Raw genomic sequence first — 20929 nt, forward strand, 5'->3', positions numbered from 1 at the left:
GGATGGGCAAGACCGCGAGGACCGGAAACGGCCTCACCAGACCTCCCGAGTTGCGGGGAATCATGTCGATGATCGGCGGCTCGGAAGGCGGAACTGTCCTGACGTCGGCTGCGCCCGATCAGGCCGCCCGCTGGCGGCGGGGCGAGCGGTTGGACCAGCTGTTTGAGGATAGTTGCGACCGCTTGCGGGAACAGGGGCGCGGCGACCAGGTTGCCGTCGATGCGGGGGACGTTGTCCTGACGTACACGGAGCTGGATGAACGGGCGAACCAGCTGGCGCGGCATCTCTTGGTGTGCGGTGCCCGGCCGGGTGACCGCATCGCCCTGCTGTTTGACCAGCCATGGCGGGCCTACGTGGCGATGCTGGCCGTTCTGAAGATCCACGCGGCCTATGTTCCCCTGGACCCGGGTTTCCCCCCTGACCGTCTTCAGTACATTGTCGAGGACGCCAACGTGGCCATGGTCCTGTCTCTGTCCCATCTGAGGGATCTGCTGCCTGAGGTGGCCGCTGTCACRGTGTGCGTCGATGATGTGCAGGCCCAGATCGACGCCAAGGATTCCTCCCGTTTGGGAAGCGCGGACCATGGCGGAACCAAGGATGAGCTGGCCTACATTATCTACACCTCCGGCTCGACCGGCCGGCCCAAGGGCGTGGCAGTGGAGCAGGCCAGCATCTGCAATTTTGTCCGGGTGGCCTCTGACATCTACGGGATTGAGTCCACGGACCGCGTGTACCAAGGTATGACGATCGCCTTCGATTTCTCGGTGGAGGAAATCTGGGTTGCCTGGATGGTCGGAGCCACGCTGGTGCCCAAGCCGGGCCGGTCCAGCATGCTGGGTGCCGAACTCGCGGAGTACCTGCAGGAAAAACGGATCACCGCCCTTTGCTGCGTTCCAACGCTGCTGGCGACGCTTGACGAGGACCTGCCCGATTTGCGGTTCCTGCTGGTCTCCGGAGAGGCGTGCCCGAAGGATCTCGTGATGCGCTGGCACCGCCCCGGCCGGCGCTTCCTGAACGTCTACGGCCCCACCGAAGCGACCGTGACTGCCACCTGGTCGGTCCTGGACCCGGACCTGCCCGTGTCCCTCGGAGTGCCCTTGCCCACCTACACCGCGGTCATTGTGGATCCCGCCGAGCTTCGGGCCCTGCCGCGCGGTGAAATGGGAGAAATCGGCCTCGCAGGGGTGGGGCTGGCGCGCGGGTACGTGAACCGTCAGGACCTGACGGAGCGGGCCTTTGTCCCGGATTTCCTCGGAATCGAGAACAACCCGTCCGGCCGGATTTATCGCACAGGGGACCTCGGACGGGTGAACGACGACGGGCAGCTCGAATATTTCGGCCGGATCGATACCCAAGTCAAAATACGTGGCTACCGCATCGAACTGAGCGAAATAGAATCCGTCCTCCTGCAGCTCCCCGGCATTGCACAGGCAGTCGTACAGACGTATGAGCCGGAACAAGGAACCGTGGAGCTGGCCGCCTACTACACCCTGCGCCAGGACGTGGAGGGCGTGGATGCTCATGACCTCCACCGGATGCTGCGCACCAGGCTCCCCGGATACATGGTTCCTGCCTATTTTGAACAGCTGGACTCCATTCCCATGATGGCCAGTGACAAAGTGGACAGGAAGCGGCTACCCCGTCCCGAGCACAGGATCAGCCGGGCGGCCGCGGGGTCCTTTACCGCCCCCACAACTGCCGCCGAAGAGGCCCTGGCCGCGCAGCTTGGCACCGTCCTGAGCCTTGAGAAGGTTTCCACCGATGCCCACTTCTTCAACGACCTTGGCGCCGACTCGCTGTTGATGGCCCGCTATTGCGCCCGCATCAGGAAAGAAACCGCCCTGCCCGCAGCCGCGATGCAGGATATCTATGAGAACCCGACGGTCCGGCAGCTCGCCGCCTGCMTCGAAGCCCGGCACAGTGAATCCGTCCTCAGCGCGGCCGTAGCAGAGACCGACGCTGTACCCCCGGTTCCGATGCCACCACCCAGCACCTTCCAGTTCGTCATGTGCGGGGCAATTCAGTTGCTGATTTTCCTGGGTTACACTTCGTACGCTGCTTCCCTGCTGATTATCGGCTTCCAGTGGACATCCGGGGGCAGCAATCCATTTGACATGTGGCTGCGGTCCATTGGTTTCGGCGCCGCCATGTTCCTGATCCTTTCCGCGACCCCGATCCTCGCCAAGTGGATTCTGGTTGGGCGGTGGAAGCCGGGCAACATCCGAATATGGAGTCTGGCTTATCTCCGTTTTTGGGCAGTCAAGACACTTACCAGGGCAAATCCACTGGTCTTGTTCGCCGGCTCTCCGCTGTATGTGGTGTACCTGCGGCTCCTGGGCGCAAAGATCGGCAAGGGGGTGGTGATCTTCTCCCGGAAGGTGCCCGCGTGCCCGGACCTGCTCACCGTCGGTGACAACACAGTCATCCACAAGAACTCCTCGTTCCAATGCTATCGGGCACGCTCGGGCATGATTGAAACCGGTCCCGTGATGCTGGGCAGAAATGTCCTTGTGTCGGAGAAAACCACGTTGGACATCGCTACGTCGATGGGAGACGACACTCAGCTGGGACATGCTTCATCGTTGCAGACCGGGCAGGTTGTACCTGGTGGACAAATCTGGCACGGTTCGCCTGCTGCGCGCACCAACACCAATTACCTGCGTGTCCCGCCCACTAATTGCGGCACGCGACGCAGGGTCATTTTCAGCCTTCTCCAGTTGTTCAACCGTTTGGTCCTGGTGGTTCCGGCGGGCCTTCTCGGGCTGGCCGTGCTCCTGCCCCCCTACCTGAGCACGGGACACCTGCAGCCGGGCTCCCCAAACTTTTTCATTGACGTACTCGCCGTAACACTGGTTCTGTTCGTTGTCGGRCTGATCACCGGCCTGATCATCATCTTCAGCATCCCGCGTTTGCTCAATCGCTTCATCAAGCCGGAAAAGGTCTATCCGCTGTACGGCGTGCACTTCACCATCCAGCGCATGATCGCCCGCGTGTCCAACGTCAAACTGTACAAAGACGTCTTCGGCGACAGTTCGTACATAGTGCACTATCTGAAGGCCTTGGGTTATAACCTCGGCAGGGTGGAGCAAACCGGGTCAAACTTCGGCCCCACACTGGCCCACGAGTCGCCGTTCCTGAGCTCAGTGGGAACAGGAACTATGGTCGCGGACGGCCTCAACATGATGAACGCCGACTTCTCAAGCACGTCGTTCCGTCTCTCGCGGGTCCACCTGGCTGGCCACAACTTTCTCGGTAATGCCATCAGTGTTCCGATCGGATCCAGGGTCGGGGAGAACTGTCTCTTGGCCACGAAGGTGATGATTCCGATCGACGGTCCGATCCGTGCGGATGTGGGCCTGCTGGGGTCACCGCCGTTCGAGATTCCCCGGTCTGTTCAGCGTGACGCCCAGTTTGACGAACAGACGATTGCAGAGGCGCGGAACAGCGCTCTCCCGGCAAAGAACCGGCACAACATCCTGAGCATGGTGCTGTTCCTGGCCGTGCGCTGGTTCCTGTTGTTTGTTGCCACGTTTAGCGCCGCCGTTGCCGTGTCGGCATTCAGCTTCCTCGGTGTGCTGGCGATCGCAGCCATGATGCTCACCTTGCTGCTGTTCCGCGTACTGATTGCCGTGCTTGTTGAGCGCTCGGTCATGGGCTTCCGCCACCTGAAGCCGCAATACTGCTCCATCTACGACCCCTACTTCTGGCGGCACGAACGTCTATGGAAGCTGCTGGCCATGCCGGGCTTCAACGGAACCCCGTTCAAGCCCGTGATCTGGCGAATGCTGGGCGTCAAGGTCGGCAAGCGGCTCTACGATGCCGGCGCCAACATACCGGAGAAAACTCTTGTGGCTATCGGTGATGATTGTGCGTTCAATGAAGGAGCCACCATTCAGGGCCACTCCATGGAAGACGGGGCCTTCAAGTCCGACTACATCGTTCTCGGCAACCGCTGCTCCCTTGGCGTGGATTCGTGGGTCAACTACGGGGTGACGATGCAGGATGGTTCGTCACTCGGTGCCGACGCCCTCTTGATGAAGGGCGAAGACGTCCCGGAAGATGCAACCTATACCGGCAACCCGGCGCGGGAGGTGACAAGCCCCGTCGCCCCTAAACCGCTCGCGGCCGTGGTTTCTGGGAGCCCTCGCTACGGCGTTCCGCGCCACGGTGGCCCCCGCCACCGGGAAGCCGTCGCAGTACCCGCTGGACTCGTCAGACTCTCGAAGGGAACCTACGCAACTCACGGAACGCACAGGGCGCCCAAGGCAGCGCGGACCCTCGTCAAGCCTAACGTCGAGGCCGAGGACAAGGCAGGGACGCCGGGTTCTGGTTCCTAGTGCGAACTGGTTGGCAGGGGAGCGTCTTCGGGGAAGTCGTCGGGGAAGTCCTCGGTCACGGCCGGCCCGGAATGGCGTCCGCGGCGCAGCGACTTCTGCAGTGTCCTGCGCTCGCGCCGCCCTTCCACGAGCCGGTACAGCACCGGGACCAGGATGAGTGTGAGGGCGGTGGAGGAGATCAGGCCGCCGATCACCACGATCGCCAGGGGCTGGGAGATGAATCCGCCGCCGCCGGTCAGTCCCAGCGCCATCGGTGTCAGGGCGAACACCGTGGCGAGCGCCGTCATGAGGATGGGGCGGAGGCGCTGGCGGGCGCCGTGCATGATCGCGTCCGCCACGTTCATCCCGGGTTCGCCGTTGCGCGGCTGGCGATACTGGTTGATGAGGTCGATCAGCACAATCGCGTTGGTCACCACGATGCCCACTAGCATCAACATGCCGATCAGCGACGGCAGGCCCAACGGCACACCGGTCACCACGAGCAGGGCGATTGCGCCTGTCGCGGCGAACGGGACGGAGACCAGCAGGATCAGCGGCTGCACGAGCGATTTGAACGCAGCCACCATGATCACGTAGACGATCGCGATGGCAGCGAGCAGTGCGAGCCCGAGCTGGCGGAACGAATCGGCCTGCTGCGTCGTGGCACCGCCGATCGTGGCGGTCACCCCGGGCGGCAGCTGGACTGACTTGAGCCGGTTCTGCACTTCGGTGCTGACCGCGCCGAGGTTGGAGCCCGACGGCGTCACCGAGACCCGAGCGGTGCGCTGGCCGTTGCTGGCAGTGATGGAGACGGGGACGTCCACCTGCTCTACCGAGGCGATGCTGCCCAGCGCAACGGCGCCGGCCGCCGTCGGGAGCGGCATGTCCCGGACGGCCTCGATGCTCGTGAAGCGGGTGCCCTCGCCAATCCGGACCGGGAAGTCGTTGGTGTCGATGCGGATCGTCCCGGCCGGAATCGGGCTGATCGTGGCGGCCAGGACCCCGGCCACGCGCTCCTCGTTCAGGCCGGCCGCGACGGCCTTGGCGCGGTCCACCTTGACCTGGACCACCGGCTGGCTGGCGGCCAGGTTGGTGGCCACTTCTCTGCTGCCCGGGACACCGTCCATGGCCTTGACCATCGCGTCACTGGCCGTCTGGAGATCGGCGGTGGTGGCGGCCTTGAGGGTGATGTCCACGGTTGACGAAGTGCCGAAGCCGCCCTGCTGGGAACCAACCGTGATCTTTCCGGCGTCGCCGAGCTTGGAGAGTTCGCTGCGGACAGTCTCCTGGAGCTTGCCCTGGTTGGCTTTCTCGTCCGTCACCACGGTGAACGTCGAATTGGACGCGCCGGAGGAGAGCAGGGCCGAGAAGCCGGTCTGGGCGTTGCCGGTGGTGGCCTGGACGTCCTTGATTCCGTCGATGCCCCGCAGGGTGTCCTCGACGCGGATCGCCGAAGCGCTGGCCTCGTCAAGGCTGGTCCCTGCCGGCAGGGCCTGCTTGACGGTCATGCTGTTCTCGCCGGAGCGGCCCAGGAGGTCGGTGGCGAGCAGCGGGGACATCGCCACGGTGCCGGCAAGCACCAGGGCCGCGGCGACCAGGGTGAGGACCGGGTGCCGCTGCGTGCCGGACAGGACAGGCAGGTAGCCGCGCTGCAGGAGCGTGCTCTGCTCGGCCTCGTGCGCCTTGGCGGCAATGCCAGCCGCAGAAGCCGGAGAGCCGGTGACGGCGGGCGTGCGCAGGAACCAGTAGGCCAGCACCGGCACGATGGTCAGCGAGACCAGCAGCGAGGAGAGCAGGGCGATGGTCACTGTCAGGGCGAACGGACGGAACAGCGCACCGGCCAGGTCGCCGACGAAGGCGATGGGCAGGAAGACGGCCACGGTGGTCAGGGTGGACGCCGTGATGGCGCCGGCAACTTCGCGGATGGCGGTTCCGATCGCGGTGATCTTGTCCTCGCCGTAGCTCAGGTGCCGTTTGATGTTTTCGATGACCACGATCGAGTCGTCCACGACGCGGCCGATCGCGATGGTGAGCGCGCCAAGGGTGAGGATGTTGAGTGAGTAGCCGGTGCCAGCGAGGCCGATGAACGTGATCAGCAGGGACAGCGGGATGGACACGGCCGTCACCAGGGTGGCGCGCACTGACATCAGGAACACCAGGATCACCAGGACGGCGAAGCCCAGTCCCAGCAGGCCCTCGGTGGTGAGGTCCTTGATGGACTTCTCGATGAACGGCGCCTGGTCGAAGACCGGGGTGAATTTGGCGTTGGAGCCAAGCTCGGCCTCAAGTTGCGGGATGGCGTCCTTGACCGCGTGGGAGATCGCGACGGTGTCGCCCTCGGGCTTCTTGGTCACGGACAGGGCGAGGGTTTCCTTGCCGTTGGTCCGCGTGATTGACGTGCGGGCGTCCTCGACCAGGCTGACATCCGCCACGCTGCCGATCGTCGCCGCATCACGGGCCGCGCCCAGCGGGAGGGCCTTGATGGCGTCGAGGGAGTCGACCGGGCTGCCGATCTGCAGCGAGAGGGTTTTGCCCTGTTCCTCGATGGTGCCGGCCGGGACCAATGCACCGTTGTTCTTCAGCGCGTCGCTGATGGCCTGGAGGCTCGTGCCCGATGCCGCCAGGTCCCGGGGCCGCGGCAGGATCTGGATGTGCTGCGTGGCGCCGCCGGTCACGTCGGCGCCGCGCACGCCGTCGAGCTTCTGCAGCACAGGGACGCTGAGCCGGGCGAGATCGGCGTTGAGTTCACTGAGCGGTTTGTCGGAGGACACGGCCAGGAAGACGATCGGGAAGTCGCTGATGCTCCCGGCGATCGCCTGCGGCTGGACGTCCTTCGGCAGGGCCTGCTTGGCGTTGGAGATGGCGCGGTCGATCTGGTTCCGGGCCCGGTCCAGGTTGGAGCCGTAGGTGAACGCCAGGGAAATCTGCGAGACGCCGTTCCGGGACGTTGACGACGTCGATTCCAGCCCCTCGACGCTGTTCAGCGCCTTTTCCAACGGGGCACTGATCTGCTTGTCCACGACTTCCGGCGACGCACCGGGCATCGAGGAGATCACGGTGATCTGCGGGAACTCGATGGAGGGGATGAGCTCCTGTTTCAGCGAGGACATCGTGATCACGCCGAAAACGCAAGCGAACACCGTGATCAGCGCGATCAGGGCCCGGTTGGCGAGAGACAGCTTTGCGAGCCGGAACATCTCATGGTCTCCTGGTGGGTCGGGGGCGTCCTGCACAACGGGACATCAAAAAACGGGGACGTCACGGGTTGCAGCGGTCCCAAACCAGCAGTGTAAACCAGCCGCGGCCGGGCACCGGCTTAGTTGCTGGCGGTGACCTGTTCGAGTTGCAGCGCCTTGGCCGTCTCGGCCTCCAGCGTGGCGGCGAGCTCAGGGTTGTCGTTGAGCTTGACGCCGTAGCCGGGCATCATGTCCTTGAGCTTGGACTGCCAGCCCTTGAAGTTCTTCGGGAAGGACTTCTGGAGCAGCTCGATCATGATCGGCACGGCGGTGGACGCGCCCGGGGATGCGCCAAGCAGGGCGCCGATGGTGCCGTCGCGTCCGGCGATGACCTCGGTGCCGAACTGCAGCACGCCGCCCTTCTTCGGGTCCTTCTTGATGATCTGGACCCGCTGGCCGGCGGTGATGAGCTCCCAGTCGCCGTCCTTGGCCTCGGGGTAGTACTCCCGCAGGGCCTCGACCTTGTCGCCGTGACGCTTGGCGACTTCCTTGATCAGGTAGGCGGTGAGGTCCATGTTGTCCTTGGCCACGGCCAGCATCGGGATGATGTTGGAGGGGCGGATGGACAGCGGCAGGTCCAGGTAAGAGCCGCTCTTGAGGAAGTTCGTGGAGAAGCCGGCGTACGGGCCGAACAGCAGAGAGCGTTTGCCGGAGACGTAGCGGGTGTCCAGGTGCGGCACGGACATGGGCGGGGCGCCGACAGACGCCTGGCCGTAGACCTTCGCGCTGTGCCGGGCAGCGATGCTCTCGTCGGTGCAGCGGAAGAACTGGCCGGAGACCGGGAAACCGCCAAACCCCTTGCCTTCCGGGATGCCGGAGGCCTGCAGCAGGTGCAGGGCACCGCCGCCGGCTCCGACAAACACGAACTTCGCGTGGATGGAGCCGTGCTCGCCGCTCGTGGCGTGCTTCAGCCGCAGGTCCCAGCCGCCGCCGGACGCGCGCTTGATGTCRCTGACGTTGTGGCCGTAGTTGATCTCCACGCCGTTGTTGCCCAGGTASGTGGTCAGCTCGCGGGTCAGGGCGCCGAARTCGACGTCGGTGCCCTCGGCKGCGCGGGTTGCCGCGACGCGCTGYTTGGGGTCGCGGCCCTTGACGATCAGCGGGGCCCACTTGGCGATCTGCGCGTGGTCCTCGGAATACTCCATCGAACGGAACAGCGGGTTCGGCTTGAGTGCCTCGTAGCGGGTGCGGAGGAACTTGGTGTGGTCCTCGCCGATCACGAAGCTAATGTGCGGAACGGTGTTGATGAAGCCCTTGGGGGAGCCGATCAGCGAGTTCGAGACGAGGTGTGACCAGAACTGGCGGGACAGCTGGAACTGCTCGTTGATGTTCAGGGCCTTGCCGGGGTCCACCGAGCCGTCTTTGGCTGCGGGGGAGTAATTAAGCTCACACAGGGCAGCGTGTCCGGTGCCGGCGTTGTTCCACGGGTCGGAGCTTTCCAGTCCGGGCTCGTCCAGACGCTCAAAGAGCGAGATGGTCCAGTTCGGCTCAAGCTGCTTGATGAAGGCGCCGAGCGTGGCGCTCATGATGCCGCCGCCAATCAGGACGACGTCGGCGTGTTGGGTCTTGGAAATGAAAGTCACAATCAGTCTCCGATAGCAGCGGCTCTGGCTGTCACAGAATATCCCGCACCGCCCACTAACTGAAATTGGCCCCGGGCGTCAAGGCCTTAGCTCGACCTTTGTGAAAACTTCGTTCAGCACCGGCGACGCCGGGTACTTCAGCACCCGGTCCGAGAGCGCCAGGGCCGAGATCGGGAAGGCAATGGGAACCGCGGGCACCGTGGCCGCGATCTGCCCGTTGATGGTCTGGTACTCCTCGGTGCGGTCCTTGCCGTCCGGCAGGCCCCGGGCCCGGGCGATCTTGGAGAAGACCTGGGGATCCTGGTAACCGAATTCGCCGGTGTTCTCGCCGAAGAGCGGGCCCACGAAATTGTCGGGGTCTGAATACGAGCCGTTCCAGCCCAGCAGGTGCAGGGCGTGGTCGCCCGGGGACGTGACCTTCTGCAGGTAGCCGTCAGCCCAGTCCACCGGTACGGGCTTGACGTTGAGCCCGACGGCGGTCAGTTGCCGGCTGATTTCGGCGTACACCTTTTCCGGCGTTGGCAGGTAGGGCCGGGTGACGTTGAGCGGATAGTAGAACTTCAGCTCCTCGCCCTTGTAGCCGGCCTCGGCCAGGAGTTCCTTGGCCTTGCCCGGGTTGTAGCCGAGCGCCGCGGCATTGTTGTTGAAGCCGCTGAGCTTGGGCGGAACAAATTGGGATGCCTGGGCCGTGTTGTCGATGAAGAACCGGCGGATCAGAGTGTCCTTGTCAAGCGCCATTTCRATCGCCTGGCGGACCTTGAGGTTCTGCAGGATGGGGACCTGCTGGTTCATGCCCAGGTACATCACGGAGAACGGGTCCCGCTGGATGATCTGCTTTCCGCTCTTGACCAGTTGGTCAAAGTTTCCCACGGTGACGGCGTCGTAGGCGTCGATCTTGCCRTCAAGGAGCGCCTGCATCCGGGTCTGCGGGTGATCGTAGGTCACGAACTTGATGGTGCCGATCTGCCCTTTGTCACCCCAGTAGTCCTTGTTGCTGGCCAGGGAGACGCTGCCCGAGTCCCAGGAGCCGAAAACGTACGGCCCTGTGCCTACCGGGTGGAGGCCGTAGGCGGATACCGGCTGCCCGCCCCGGCGCTGGTTCAGGACGTCAGCGTTCTCCGCGGCGAGGGCCTTGGGCGAAGAGATCGCRAAGGCCGGSAGGGTGAGGGCCTGGAGAAAACCCGTGAAGGGCTGGGTGAGGCCGATCCGCACATTGTCCGGTGCGACGGCGGTGCAGTTCTTGTATATGGACAGCGACGCCTGGTCCGCATGGGCCTTGAAGACGCCCTTGAAGGTGGTACCGGTGGCCTGTTCGCGGAGGGCCGGTGAGAAGTTGAACCAGCGGTTGAAGTTGGTGCAGACCGCGGCGGCATCGAACGGTGTCCCGTCCTGGAATTTAACGTTCCCGCGCAGCTTGAACTCATAGGTCCGGCCTTCATCGCTCTGGGACCATTCGGTGGCCAGCAGCGGCGTGGGTTGGCCGGTGGTCTGGTCTACGCCCACGAGGCCTTCCAGTACCTGCCGGGTGACGCGGTATGACTCGACGTCGGAGACCAGGGCAGGATCGAGCCCGAGCGGCTCCGAGCCGGTGCCGAAGGTGAAAAGCGCGGTAGGTGCCGCGCTGGCGGTGGCAGAGGCGGTGGGGGAGCTGGGTGCCGGGCCGAGGCTGCCCGTGCAGGACGCGAGCGGCAGGACAAGGAGGGCGGCCCCGATGCTGGCGGCAATCCGCCGCACTGTCCTGCTGGGCACTGTACTGCTGGGCACTCGAGAATCACCTCTGGGAACTGGATGGTCCGCCGGCTGCGGACCAGCCCCAGTCTAGTTGACGGCCGGGTCCGCCAGCTCTTGTGGCACACCGCCGCAAGGCGCACGGGAGCGCAAAAAGCGGAGGCCCGCACCTGGTGGTGCGGGCCTCCGCTTCTCCTAGTGGTCCAGGGAGTCAGGCTGGAGCCGGGCAGGAGTGCAAATGGGCTGACTACTTGGGCATCAGGACTGAGTCGACCATGTAGACAGTGGCGTTGGCGGTCTGGACGCCGCCGCAGACAACGTTGGCGCCGTCAACCTTGAGGGCATCCTTGGTGCCGGTGACCGTCACCGAACCGCCTTGAACCGTCTTGTGGGTGCCGACGATCTGGTCCGGGGTGATCTTGCCGGGAACAACGTGGTAGGTCAGGATCTTGCTCAGCGTGGCGTCGTCCGTCTTCAGGGCCTCGATCGTGGCCGGATCGATCTTCTTGAAGGCGTCATCCGTCGGGGCGAAGACGGTGAATTCGCTGCCGTTGAGCGTGTCCACCAGGTTGACCTTGGGGTTGAGCTTGCCGGACACGGCGGCGGTCAGGGTGGTGAGGATCGGGTTGTTGGACGCCGCGGTGGCTACCGGGTCAAGCGCCATGCCGGAGACGGAGCCGGCACCGCTGGGAACCTGGGCGGCGTAGGCGGCGCAGCCGGAGCCGACGAGGTTGGCGGCCGGATCCATGGCCGCGGCGGAGGCGCTCGTGGAGGGGGACGCCATGCTGGATTCCGCCGGTGCGGAGGACGGGGCCGAGGAAGCGGGGGCCGACGAGGCGCTGGATCCGCCACAGGCAGTGAGGCTGAGCATGGCGGCAGCTGCGATACCTGCAACGGCGAACGTGGTGCGCTTGATGTTCTGCATTTCGGTTTCTCCTTTGTTGTGCCGATGTTTGCCGGCGGCGAATATTTGCCGCTGCGGCCCTTTCCCGACTGTTGGGCACCGACCCTTGGTTGGTGTCTCAATGGGTATTCGGCTGCTCGGAGGAAACGGATGGGTGCGGATGTGAAATTCTTTTTGGCGGGGACAAAACTCCTGAAAAATCCCGGAACAGCGCCGGAAACCACAAGAACCCCGGTCCGAAGACCGGGGTTCTCTCTGTGCGCAAGGGGGGACTTGAACCCCCACGCCCGAAGGCACAGGAACCTAAATCCTGCGTGTCTGCCAATTTCACCACTCGCGCGCGGCGCCGTCGTCGTCCCGGGAAAGAACCCCGGCGGCGGACGCCAGGCTCCATTGTACCTATTTGCCGGTTTGCTGGTTGCAACGGCTGCCGCGGGCGGACGGACCGGAGACCGGGGACTAGGCGTCGAGTTTCAGGTCCCGGCGAAGTTTGGCGACATGCCCGGTGGCCCGGACGTTGTACTGTGCGACGGCAACCCGGCCGTCGGCGTCGACGACGATGGTCGAGCGGATCAGGCCCTGGTAGGTCTTGCCGTAGTTTTTCTTTTCGCCCCAGGCCGCGTATGCCTCGGCGACGGAGTGGTCCTCGTCGGAGAGCAGCGGGAAGTTCAGCCCTTCGGCGGCCGCGAACGCGGCAAGCTTCCCGACGGGGTCGGGGGAGATGCCCACGACGTCATAACCTGCGGCCTGAAGCGCGCCGAGGGAATCCCGGAAATCGCAGGCCTCCTTGGTGCATCCCGGCGTGGCGGCTGCCGGGTAGAAGTAGAGCACGGTCCTCCGGCCCCGGAAATCACGCAGGCTGACGTCCTGTCCTTCGGCGTTCTTGAGGGTGAAATCCGGTGCTGTGGCACCGGCGGTGAGTCGCTCGGACACGGGTGTCTCCTTGGTGAGGTTGGTCATGAAGCGGGGTGATAATCCAGCGTAGTGACGCGATCGGCGCCGGACGAATCCGCTGCTCGCTATACTCTTGGGTATGCCTGATATGGATCGCTGGCCCACGGGCCGCCTATTGTCCACGGCAGCACGTCTTGTAGAACACTCCTGGAACGAAAAATTGGGGGCCATTGGCCTGACCCATGCCGGGGTGATCGCCATGGAGGTGCTCTCGGCGAATGGGCCGATGACGCAAGCCCAATTGGCCCAGCTCGTCCGGGTCCAGGCCCAGACGATGGGCAAGACACTGAGCCGGCTGGAAGCGCACGGCCACATTTCGCGGCACCGCAGCACCTCCGACCGGCGCAGCCATGTGGTGTCGCTGACTGACCAGGGGCGCGAGGCGGTTGCCGCGGCCGCCGACATGGAACGTTCCGTGCTCGCCGCCACGCCCATTGACCCCGACGTGCTGCGGCAGGAGCTCCAGGCCGTGGTCAGGGTGCTGGCAACCAAGTCTTCCTCGCCGGAGGCCAATGCCATCGTCACGGCTGCCGAGCCGGGCGCCATTGCCGGGGCCACCCCGCTGAATTAGCCACGCTGCTGTGGGGGAACGGGAACGGGACGRCAGGGTTTCCCGCCGTCCCAATCAGTTCCGTTCTCGAGGCCTTCAGTGGTGACCGGTCACCAGGTGTTCCTGTGGTGGTTGTGGTGCTTATTGTCGTGCCGGTTTCCGTGATGGTCCCAGAACCCGTCCTTGTCATGCCGGCAGCCGTCCCGGCCCGTCCACGAGCCGCGGTGGTCGTTGTCGTCACGCCAATTGCCATGATCGTCGCGCCAACCCCATCCGTCGGCGTTGTCATGCCACCGGTTCTCCCCGTCCCACCAGCCATTGCGCGTGTCGTGCCGGTTGTTGTCCCGCATGTGGTGCCGGTTCACAAATGAGGACTGACTCCAGGAGCTGGCGGAGGCGGTCGAAGTGGTAGCGGCGGCGCTGGCAGGCACGGCGCTGGCGCCCAGGCCCAGTGCGGCGGTCACCGCGGTTGTTCCAATGATGCGAATAGCCTTGTTCATGAAACTTGGTCCTTACGGAGATCGATTTCCCTGGCCCGGGGGGGCGGGCCGTGCAGGCATGCTGCCGGAGGCCCATGATTTCCGTGTCTGCTGACGCGATCCTCAGTGTGGGCACCGGGAGATCTGAATATCATCTTTGGTGGTCGCGTCGGGCCCTCTGGCCGGCGTTGTTGTCGGTCCGGGTCTGCAGGACCGGTCGCTCCAGAACTGTTGCCCGGAGCACCTTTCCAGTCAACGCCCCAGCATTGACTCTCAAAAGGGACTAAAGACCCTGTTTCTGCCGCAATCGGACGTATCGCTTCAGGAGCCAGGATGTTGGCGGTCGGAGCAGCCCGGCACGTTGGCCGCTGCCTGGATTGACGCTGCCTACACCGTTACGGCCTGGTTCGCCAGGGTGGCTACGATGGCTGACATTTTGAGGCCGGTGAGCACCGCCGTGAGCAAGACGATGCTGATCGTGACCCACACCGGGGCGAGCCCCCGCCGCGGGGCGACCTCGTGGACGATCACGGAGCGGCCAATCACGTAGACCTCCCTGCTGAGGAACACCCACGCCCAGTGGAACGGCCGGACAACGCCGTCCTTGCGCAGCCGGTCCCAGTCCAGGTACGCCAGGAGGGCGGACACACCGTAGGCCACGAAACTGATTGCTATGAAGAGGAAGTAAGGCGCCGTGAAAATCGACGCCGGATCAATTGTCTGGATCTGCCGCGGGCCCACGGTGCGCAGCCGGAGCACAGGGTTCCAGAACATCAGCAGGATGAGCGGCACGAGCGGCAGGGCCACAATTGTCCAGATGTACGCGTTGTAGACCGGTGTCCGGTCGCTGATGCGCCTGCGCGGCGCCACCGGGTGGCGGGGCGGCGCCGCCTGGAACTGGGGTGCGTTGAACTGGCCGGTCCAGGCCGAACCGTTCCACCACTGAAGCCGGCCCGAGCCCGCCGGGTCCGGATACCAGCCAGGGCCAGGGGCGGAGGCGTTGGGCGGGACGGTCATGGCTGTTCATCCTTTGCGGGGCGTGGCGCGCGTTGGCTTCTTCTGTTCCGTGACAGAGCGTACAGGGGGATGGGCAACTCCATGATTCCCCCATTGGTCGCAGTGGTGCATTGGATGGAGTCTAACCGCGGCCCGTGCCGGCGGAAAGGCCGGCCGACGGCGCAGACCCGTCCGCTGGAACCCTTGGGCCGGCCTGCCGCCCGGACGCAAAAGGGCAGTCCGGAAGTATCGACGCGCCAGCCGATCGGGAGGACGATTAATAGGCAATCACCACGAAGGAGGTCAGTGATGTGCTATTCGTACAACAGGGATTCCTGGCGGGAAACCAGGAAGGATGCCGCAAAGGAATCTGAGGATCGCCCGGAGACGCGGGCGCAGGCGCCGGAAATCAAGTTCTGGGCCTTCCCCCGCCGCAGCAAGGAGTTCACGGTCGAAGAACCGGAGAAGGTGCGCGACCGTTCCCGCGAGAAGGTCTGATAAATCGATGTGCATGAGGCGGCCGCTGAACCACACAGTTCACTGTGACGGTTCGGCGGCCGTTTCATGGCCGGACGGGCCGGCGGAGGCCAATGGCCGCGGAGACGCCTATGAGCAGGCCGCTGAGCGCCAGCAGGAATCCGCCGGCGAGACTGCCTTGCCCGTCCGGTCCGGGACCGACCCTGCCGGCCGCCGCTGCGGAAGGATTCGCCGTTGCGGACTCCGGGCCCTGGCCAGCGTCCGGCGACTGAGGGGCGGACGTTCCCGCCGTGGCCGGGACCGGAACGGAACCCGTGGCCGGTGGGGTGGGGGCTCCCTGGCTGACGGAGGGGGCGGGGCCCGGCGTCGGCGGAGCCGCGTCCTGTCCGGGGACCTGGCTTTGAGACGGCGACTGTGACGGTGGTTGGGGCGGCGCGGGGTCCGACGGCGGCGCTGTGCTGCCCGGGGGAGTCACACTGGGCGCCGGGGAAGCGGACGGTGGGCCCGGCGTCGGCGAGGCGGGACAGATCTTCACTGGAAGAAGGCCGGCAGGCTTGCAGGGCGCGGCCGCCGCGGGCAGCGCAAGGACCAACGGCGGGACCGCGAGCAGCAGGGCCACGGCGGATGCGGACGAGACCTTCCGGGTGGAGTTCATCCTCACCATCGTAGGGTTCCACCGCCGGCAGCCACGGAATCCCGGCCTTTGCGTGTCTCCATTGCCCGGGCAAGGTCTTCGCTCAGCAAGCCATCGTCACTGTGGACCAAGAATCGGTAGGGTGAGCCATCAGCACTGGGCAGCGACAGCGAACCCCGCTCCAGCCAAAGGCCCCAAGCATCCGGAGATCTGACTCATGCCGACCACTGAGGGCCGCAAGCGAATGGAACCCCGGATGACTCGCGGCTCCTGGAAGTTCAGCGCCTGGTCGGCCGCCGGGCTGGCCTTGATCGGTGCTCTRCTCGCCTTCAACAAGCTCTGGCCGGAAAGAGGCTTCGACGCCGTCTCCTTCTGGATCTACACGGCCATGTTTGCGATGGGCGTGATTCAACTCTTGCATCTGCTCCGGGTCCGGAGAAACGATGCACCATTCTGGGACGCGGAAGAGGCCCGCCGAGCCGACTGGGACCAACGGGGCCGGCAGCTGTAGGACCGGCTCCGGCCGCACAGCAGACCTGGCACTCAACGCGGCAAGGATCTCCAGCTGCGGCCCTGGAAGGCCAGCACAATGGTCCAGGCGATCGGCACCAGCGGGGAGGCGGACTCACCCAGGAATGCGAGGACCGCAAAAACGATCCAGAGCCCGCCGGTGACGACGGAGAGGACGACAAGCGCCTTGCGGTTCATCACGAAGGCGGGCATGTCGACACCTTCGGCTCGCAGGGCGCGGGTTTCAGCGRCTGCTCCCCGGATCAGGGGGACGAAGACCGCGGCCAAGGCGGCAGCGAACACCACGGACCGCCACGGCTCGGGTATGCCCGCTGCGCTCAGGACGCCCTGCAGGACACCGCTCAAAAGGAAGAGCCACAGCAACCCCCAGACGACCAGCCGGCGGCGCTTCGGCGGCATTCCCTCCAGTGAGTCGGACGGCCACGATTGCCACTCGTACGTTCTACCGCCATCACCGCTTCCCGAGGTCATGGCGACAGACTACGCGCACCCGTCCCGGCCGTAGTCGATGTCCTGGAACAGCCACGCCTCGCAACGCGAAAGGGATCGAGAGCAGCATTTACGGTCGGCATCAGTAGTCCCTCCACCGCGCGAGTCCCTCCACCACATGTTGGGCTGGGTCCGATGCGCTGAGTTGAGTCCATACAGGCTCGTTAGCCTCACTGGCCCGTGACTTTGATTCCGGCGACCGCCCCGGTCCAGGCGCCGGTCGGGTCCGGGCGGGTCAACTGGGCACTGACGTAGCCCTTCTGCAGTTGGACGACCTGCGATTGGGTTCGCGAGCAATCGACCTCGAACACCGTGTGCTCTGTTCCGGCCAGCGAGTTCTGGGAGAGGAAGATCTGGGCATGGGGGATGCCCACGCACGCCGCGGTGACTGTGTGCGGACCGGCGGTCGTCACCGTTGCGGCTTTGGTGAAGCCAACCCCTGGCCCGTCCGCCGGACCGGCGTCAGAGAGGAGGACGGACCCTGGCGCCTCGGCCAGACGCTTGTGCAGCTCGGCGTAGTTGCTCGCTTCCACGCCCAGCACCCCCGGATCTTTGGTCGGGGCGGCGGGCGCCGGCCGGTGGCTTTGCCCGGCCGCCGTCGGCCGGGGATCGCCCTCGTCCTCGTAGGCGCAGGAGGCCAAACTACCGGCGAGCAGCAGGCCAACAACGTATGCCGCAGCGCAGCGGACTGTTTTCGTTCCCCCAGGACCAGACATGGGCCGAGTCTACGGTCAGTGCCCTAAATGGCGAGTCATCCCGGGCCGGCCGGTCGGGAGGACTTAGCCAACCTCATTACGAGTCTGGTCTGCGGCACCAGCCCGGATCCGGCTTGTCGCGGCGTCGCGCCGGCCTTTCGCCAACAAAAAAGAAACCCCGTCTCGCAGGCCGCTAAGCCTGTAAGACGGGGTTTCTCGCTTGTGCACCCCCCGGGACTCGAACCCGGAACCCATTGATTAAGAGTCAATTGCTCTGCCAGTTGAGCTAGAGGTGCATCTGTTGTTTTCGTTCACCGGGGCTTTTTATTTCCCGCGTTGTTCTCCGCAACGACATGAAACTCTACACGAGATTGGCTGTCGTGTGAAATCGAGGGGCGCGGGATGGTCCGGGTCAGCCGGGGAGGTTCAAAATCAGCGCGAAATCAGGGTTTTGCCCGTTGCTGAGGAGCCACAGGCGCCCGTCAGGAGCGAGTGAAACGTTGCGCACCCGGCCGTACTTTCCTGTGAAATAGCTCACAGGATCTCCGGCGAATTCGCCGTTGAGGGGAACGACCCAGAGCCTTTGGCCGCGCAGGGCGCCCAAGTAGGCGGTGCTGCCGACAATTTCGAGTCCGCTGGGGGAAGACTCCGCCGTCGACGGCCACACCACCTTGGCGTCCAGGAAGCCGGGGCGGTGCGGGGCGCCCGTCACCTCGGGCCAGCCGTAGTTGCCGCCCGGCACGATCAGGTTGAGCTCGTCGTTGACGTCCGGGCCGAATTCGCTGGCCCAGAGCCGGCCCGCGCTGTCCCAGGCCAGTCCCTGGACGTTCCTGTGGCCAAAGCTGTAGACCGGGTTATCGCCAAACGGGTTTCCTGGTGCCGGCCTGCCATCCGGAGTGAGGCGGAGGATCTTCCCGCCCAGCGCCGCGCGGTCCTGCGGCTGCTCCCGGCGCTGGGAGTCGCCCGTCCCCACATAGAGGAAACCGTCGGGCCCAAAGCGGATCCGKCCGCCGTTGTGCGTGCCGGCCTTGGRAATSCCSGTGAAAACSGGYTSCAGGGCGCCGAGCTCCAGCCTGCCGCCRCGYTCCTCCAGCCGCATGCGGGCGATTCTGTTGTCCGCCGCCGAGGTGAAGTAGGCGTAGAGGTAACGGTCCGACGCGAAGTTGGGGGAAAGGGCAAGGCCCAGGAGACCGCCTTCGCCGCCGGGCACGACGCCGGGCACTTTGCCGACCGTGCCGAGCTGTCCGTCTTTGATGGTCCTGAGCAGTGCTGTGTCGCGCTCGGAGATGACCGCGGTGCCGTCGGGTAGATGGACCGTGGACCACGGCAGTTGCAGCCCATTAACCCGGCCCGCAACCGTGGGCTCACCCGCTGACCCGGCCGTACCCGCTGCGCCGGTGGCAGTGCGGTCTCCCGGCTGAACCACGGGCGAGGTTGAGCCGCCGGTGCAGGCGCTCAAGAAAAACAGGACAACGGCAAGCGCCACGGCCCGGGCCGCTGCCCTGCCAGCGAAGCGCCTGCCGGTAAAACGCGGGAGTATCAAGGGACGCGTTGAGAGGGGATAGGTCGGCCGCCCGGACCGCCGGCTACTGCCGTGTCCGGCGCGGCGGCCGAAACCCGGCTGCTTCGGCGTGGGCCGGGGAGGCAAACCACACCTCAGCCCGGGTTTCTTCATACGCCGGGCTGGTCTCGTCGTGGTAGATCATCGACGAGGCATTGCCCTTGACTGTGAAACCCTCAGGGCCGCTTCCGTCGGCCACCGGAGCCGCTGACCCCTCGCCGTAGGGCTGTTCGGTGGCCAAATGGCCGGTGGGCTCGGCCGTTTGGCTGGCGGAGGCCTCGGCCCCTGCCGGCGAGGCTGCCATCTGCGTCGTTTCCGTGTCAGCGTGACCTGCGGGCTGTGTCCCGGCGTCGGGCACTCCGGGCATCGCCGTGCCGATGCCGGTACCAGCGCCAGTGCTGGTTGAAGTGGCCGTGCCGGTAACGGTGTCCTCGTCGTCGGCCGGTTCCGCGGCTGCCGATTCCGCCCCGGGCAGAGTCGGCGCGTGGGGCTCAGTGTATTCGGGGTGGTGGACGGGCAGGCCTGCCGGTCCAGTCTCCGCAGCAGCGCCAAGCTCGGCGGCCGTCACGGCGTGCGCACCGCGGGCCGGCTCAGCGTGGGCGGCGGTGTGTGTCTCCGCCRGCGGGGCGGTCTCGGACCACTGGGTCTCCCACTCGGCATTGCCCGGGGCTCCCGTTGCTTCCGGGGCGGCCTCGGCGCCCGGCTCGATGGTCGGGGCCGCGGTGGCCGCTGCGGGCTCGGTCGCCTCGGGGGCAGCCGTGGCATCCCGGGCCGCTGCGTCCGGCTCAGGCGCAGGCGCTGCCTCGGGCGCGGCCATCCCGGCACCGGCGGCACCCGACGTCGGACCCGCGGCCCCGGCCGCTGCCGGGCCAACCGGACTGGCCGCCGCCGTCGAACTGGCCGCCGAACCGCTCGCCGCGCCAGACACCGGCGTCGAACCGGCGGGGCTGCCAGAAGAAATGCCGCCAGCAGTGCCGGTGCTGGTGCCTGCGGCGGATGAGGAATCTGCGCCCGGGCGGCTCTTGTTGCGGTTCAGCAGCCGCCAGACCACAGCGACCACCACGATGATGACAACGAGCCAGACGATCCAGTCCATAGCAGAGCCTTTCAGTCCGTATTCAGCCCATGAGGCATGGTTGCCGATGCTTGACGTTACGTCCGGGCAAAGCCGGCTGTCCACCCTCCCGGCGGCCAAATGCCGGGCATTCCTGGAGCGGATCCCCGGCCCGGTGAGCAACCCGGAACCGGAACCAAACCCGGCCCGGCGTGTAGCCTCGCCTCATGGATTTCAAGCGACTGCAGATACTGCGTGAACTCGCCGGCCGCGGGACCGTAGGCGCCACGGCCGAGGCCATGAAGGTCACGCCATCTGCAGTGTCGCAGCAACTGAAGACCCTCCAGGAGGAACTGGGCGTCGTCCTGGTGGAGAAGTCCGGCAGGGGAGTGCGCCTTACCGAGGCAGGGCTGGCCATGGCAGGCGCCGCCGCCGACGTGTCGACGGCCATGGCGCGGGCGGAAGCAACCATCGACACGTACCGGCGCGGCTGGCAGACGCGGGTGGTGGCAGCCTTCTTTCCCAGCGCCGCGGAGATGTTCCTGCCGGGCATGCTGCACCGGGTCAAGGCCGTCGAGGGGCTGCGGTTCGAGGCGCATTTCGAGGACCCGGGCGTTGCAGGGTTCGCCGGGCTGACCGCGGACTACGACATCGTCCTGGCGCACAGTGTCGACGGTCCGGAAGTCTTCGGCGGCCAGGGCCTGACAGTGGTGCCGCTGCTGGACGAACCCCTGGACGTGGG

The 20929-nt window shown here is 65.7% G+C and carries 16 protein-coding genes and 2 tRNA genes; 5 read left to right on the forward strand and 13 right to left on the reverse strand.

Features of this window, described 5'->3' with window-relative positions:
* Positions 1 to 2: 2 nt before the first annotated feature.
* Positions 3 to 4337 (forward strand): Pls/PosA family non-ribosomal peptide synthetase, encoded by a 4335-nt coding sequence (locus tag AC1DHX_RS07040; protein WP_476899930.1) that lies wholly within the window; start codon positions 3 to 5, stop codon positions 4335 to 4337.
* On the opposite strand, the gene AC1DHX_RS07045 is transcribed toward AC1DHX_RS07040, so the two are convergent.
* The 6 genes from AC1DHX_RS07045 to bcp all read right to left on the reverse strand — a co-directional run bounded on the left by AC1DHX_RS07045 (position 4334) and on the right by bcp (position 12700).
* Complete coding sequence (locus AC1DHX_RS07045) at positions 4334 to 7513, reverse strand: efflux RND transporter permease subunit (protein ID WP_476899931.1); 3180 nt, start codon at positions 7511 to 7513, stop codon at positions 4334 to 4336. The genes AC1DHX_RS07040 and AC1DHX_RS07045 overlap by 4 nt on opposite strands.
* 119 nt (positions 7514 to 7632) lie before the next feature.
* Positions 7633 to 9135, reverse strand: coding sequence for a malate:quinone oxidoreductase (locus AC1DHX_RS07050; RefSeq protein ID WP_476899932.1), 1503 nt, complete (start codon positions 9133 to 9135; stop codon positions 7633 to 7635).
* A 78-nt stretch (positions 9136 to 9213) separates the two neighbouring features.
* Positions 9214 to 10869 carry an ABC transporter substrate-binding protein gene (locus AC1DHX_RS07055; protein WP_476849013.1) on the reverse strand — a complete coding sequence of 552 codons (1656 nt, stop codon included), beginning with the start codon at positions 10867 to 10869 and terminating at the stop codon, positions 9214 to 9216.
* Positions 10870 to 11110: 241 nt separating this feature from the next.
* Complete coding sequence (locus AC1DHX_RS07060) at positions 11111 to 11788, reverse strand: fasciclin domain-containing protein (RefSeq protein WP_079553543.1); 678 nt, start codon at positions 11786 to 11788, stop codon at positions 11111 to 11113.
* A 237-nt stretch (positions 11789 to 12025) separates the two neighbouring features.
* Positions 12026 to 12107 (reverse strand) — tRNA-Leu (locus AC1DHX_RS07065).
* Positions 12108 to 12226: 119 nt separating this feature from the next.
* The gene (gene bcp / locus AC1DHX_RS07070) at positions 12227 to 12700 is read right to left on the reverse strand and encodes a thioredoxin-dependent thiol peroxidase (protein ID WP_476858792.1); all 474 of its coding nucleotides are present in this window, start codon (positions 12698 to 12700) and stop codon (positions 12227 to 12229) included.
* 109 nt (positions 12701 to 12809) lie between these two features.
* Between bcp and AC1DHX_RS07075 the strand changes: the two genes are divergently transcribed.
* A complete protein-coding gene (locus AC1DHX_RS07075) occupies positions 12810 to 13292 on the forward strand; it encodes a MarR family winged helix-turn-helix transcriptional regulator (RefSeq protein ID WP_043433894.1) in 483 nt (160 codons plus the stop codon).
* 89 nt (positions 13293 to 13381) lie between these two features.
* Here the strand turns inward: AC1DHX_RS07075 and AC1DHX_RS07080 are convergent, their stop codons facing one another.
* Together AC1DHX_RS07080 and AC1DHX_RS07085 are read right to left on the reverse strand one after the other, a co-directional pair.
* On the reverse strand, positions 13382 to 13771 hold the full coding sequence (locus AC1DHX_RS07080) for a hypothetical protein (protein WP_476858791.1): 390 nt from the start codon (positions 13769 to 13771) through the stop codon (positions 13382 to 13384).
* Between the two features lie 366 nt (positions 13772 to 14137).
* A complete protein-coding gene (locus AC1DHX_RS07085; RefSeq protein WP_476858790.1) occupies positions 14138 to 14767 on the reverse strand; it encodes a DUF2510 domain-containing protein in 630 nt (209 codons plus the stop codon).
* 288 nt (positions 14768 to 15055) lie between these two features.
* Here AC1DHX_RS07085 and AC1DHX_RS07090 point away from each other — a divergent pair, with 288 nt between their 5' ends.
* Both AC1DHX_RS07090 and AC1DHX_RS07095 read left to right on the forward strand, forming a co-directional pair.
* Positions 15056 to 15244, forward strand: a complete 189-nt coding sequence (locus tag AC1DHX_RS07090) for a hypothetical protein (protein ID WP_476858789.1) — start codon at positions 15056 to 15058, stop codon at positions 15242 to 15244.
* Between the two features lie 869 nt (positions 15245 to 16113).
* Positions 16114 to 16368 (forward strand): hypothetical protein, encoded by a 255-nt coding sequence (locus AC1DHX_RS07095; RefSeq protein WP_476857807.1) that lies wholly within the window; start codon positions 16114 to 16116, stop codon positions 16366 to 16368.
* Positions 16369 to 16400: 32 nt separating this feature from the next.
* On the opposite strand, the gene AC1DHX_RS07100 is transcribed toward AC1DHX_RS07095, so the two are convergent.
* From AC1DHX_RS07100 to AC1DHX_RS07120, 5 genes are all read right to left on the reverse strand, one after another.
* The gene (locus AC1DHX_RS07100; protein WP_476899933.1) at positions 16401 to 16859 is read right to left on the reverse strand and encodes a hypothetical protein; all 459 of its coding nucleotides are present in this window, start codon (positions 16857 to 16859) and stop codon (positions 16401 to 16403) included.
* 188 nt (positions 16860 to 17047) lie between these two features.
* Positions 17048 to 17593, reverse strand: a complete 546-nt coding sequence (locus AC1DHX_RS07105) for a hypothetical protein (RefSeq protein WP_476857806.1) — start codon at positions 17591 to 17593, stop codon at positions 17048 to 17050.
* 202 nt (positions 17594 to 17795) lie between these two features.
* Positions 17796 to 17868 (reverse strand) — tRNA-Lys (locus AC1DHX_RS07110).
* Positions 17869 to 17984: 116 nt separating this feature from the next.
* Entirely contained in the window at positions 17985 to 19112 is a 1128-nt protein-coding gene (locus tag AC1DHX_RS07115; protein WP_476899936.1) for a PQQ-dependent sugar dehydrogenase, read from the reverse strand.
* 46 nt (positions 19113 to 19158) lie between these two features.
* The gene (locus AC1DHX_RS07120) at positions 19159 to 20229 is read right to left on the reverse strand and encodes a sunset domain-containing protein (RefSeq protein WP_476899934.1); all 1071 of its coding nucleotides are present in this window, start codon (positions 20227 to 20229) and stop codon (positions 19159 to 19161) included.
* A gap of 185 nt (positions 20230 to 20414) precedes the next feature.
* On the opposite strand from AC1DHX_RS07120, the gene AC1DHX_RS07125 reads away from it, so the two are divergent.
* On the forward strand, positions 20415 to 20929 hold a 515-nt coding region (locus AC1DHX_RS07125; protein ID WP_476899935.1), incomplete at its 3' end, for a LysR family transcriptional regulator.

The organism is Arthrobacter sp. 05N33_2 (genome assembly GCF_056397425.1).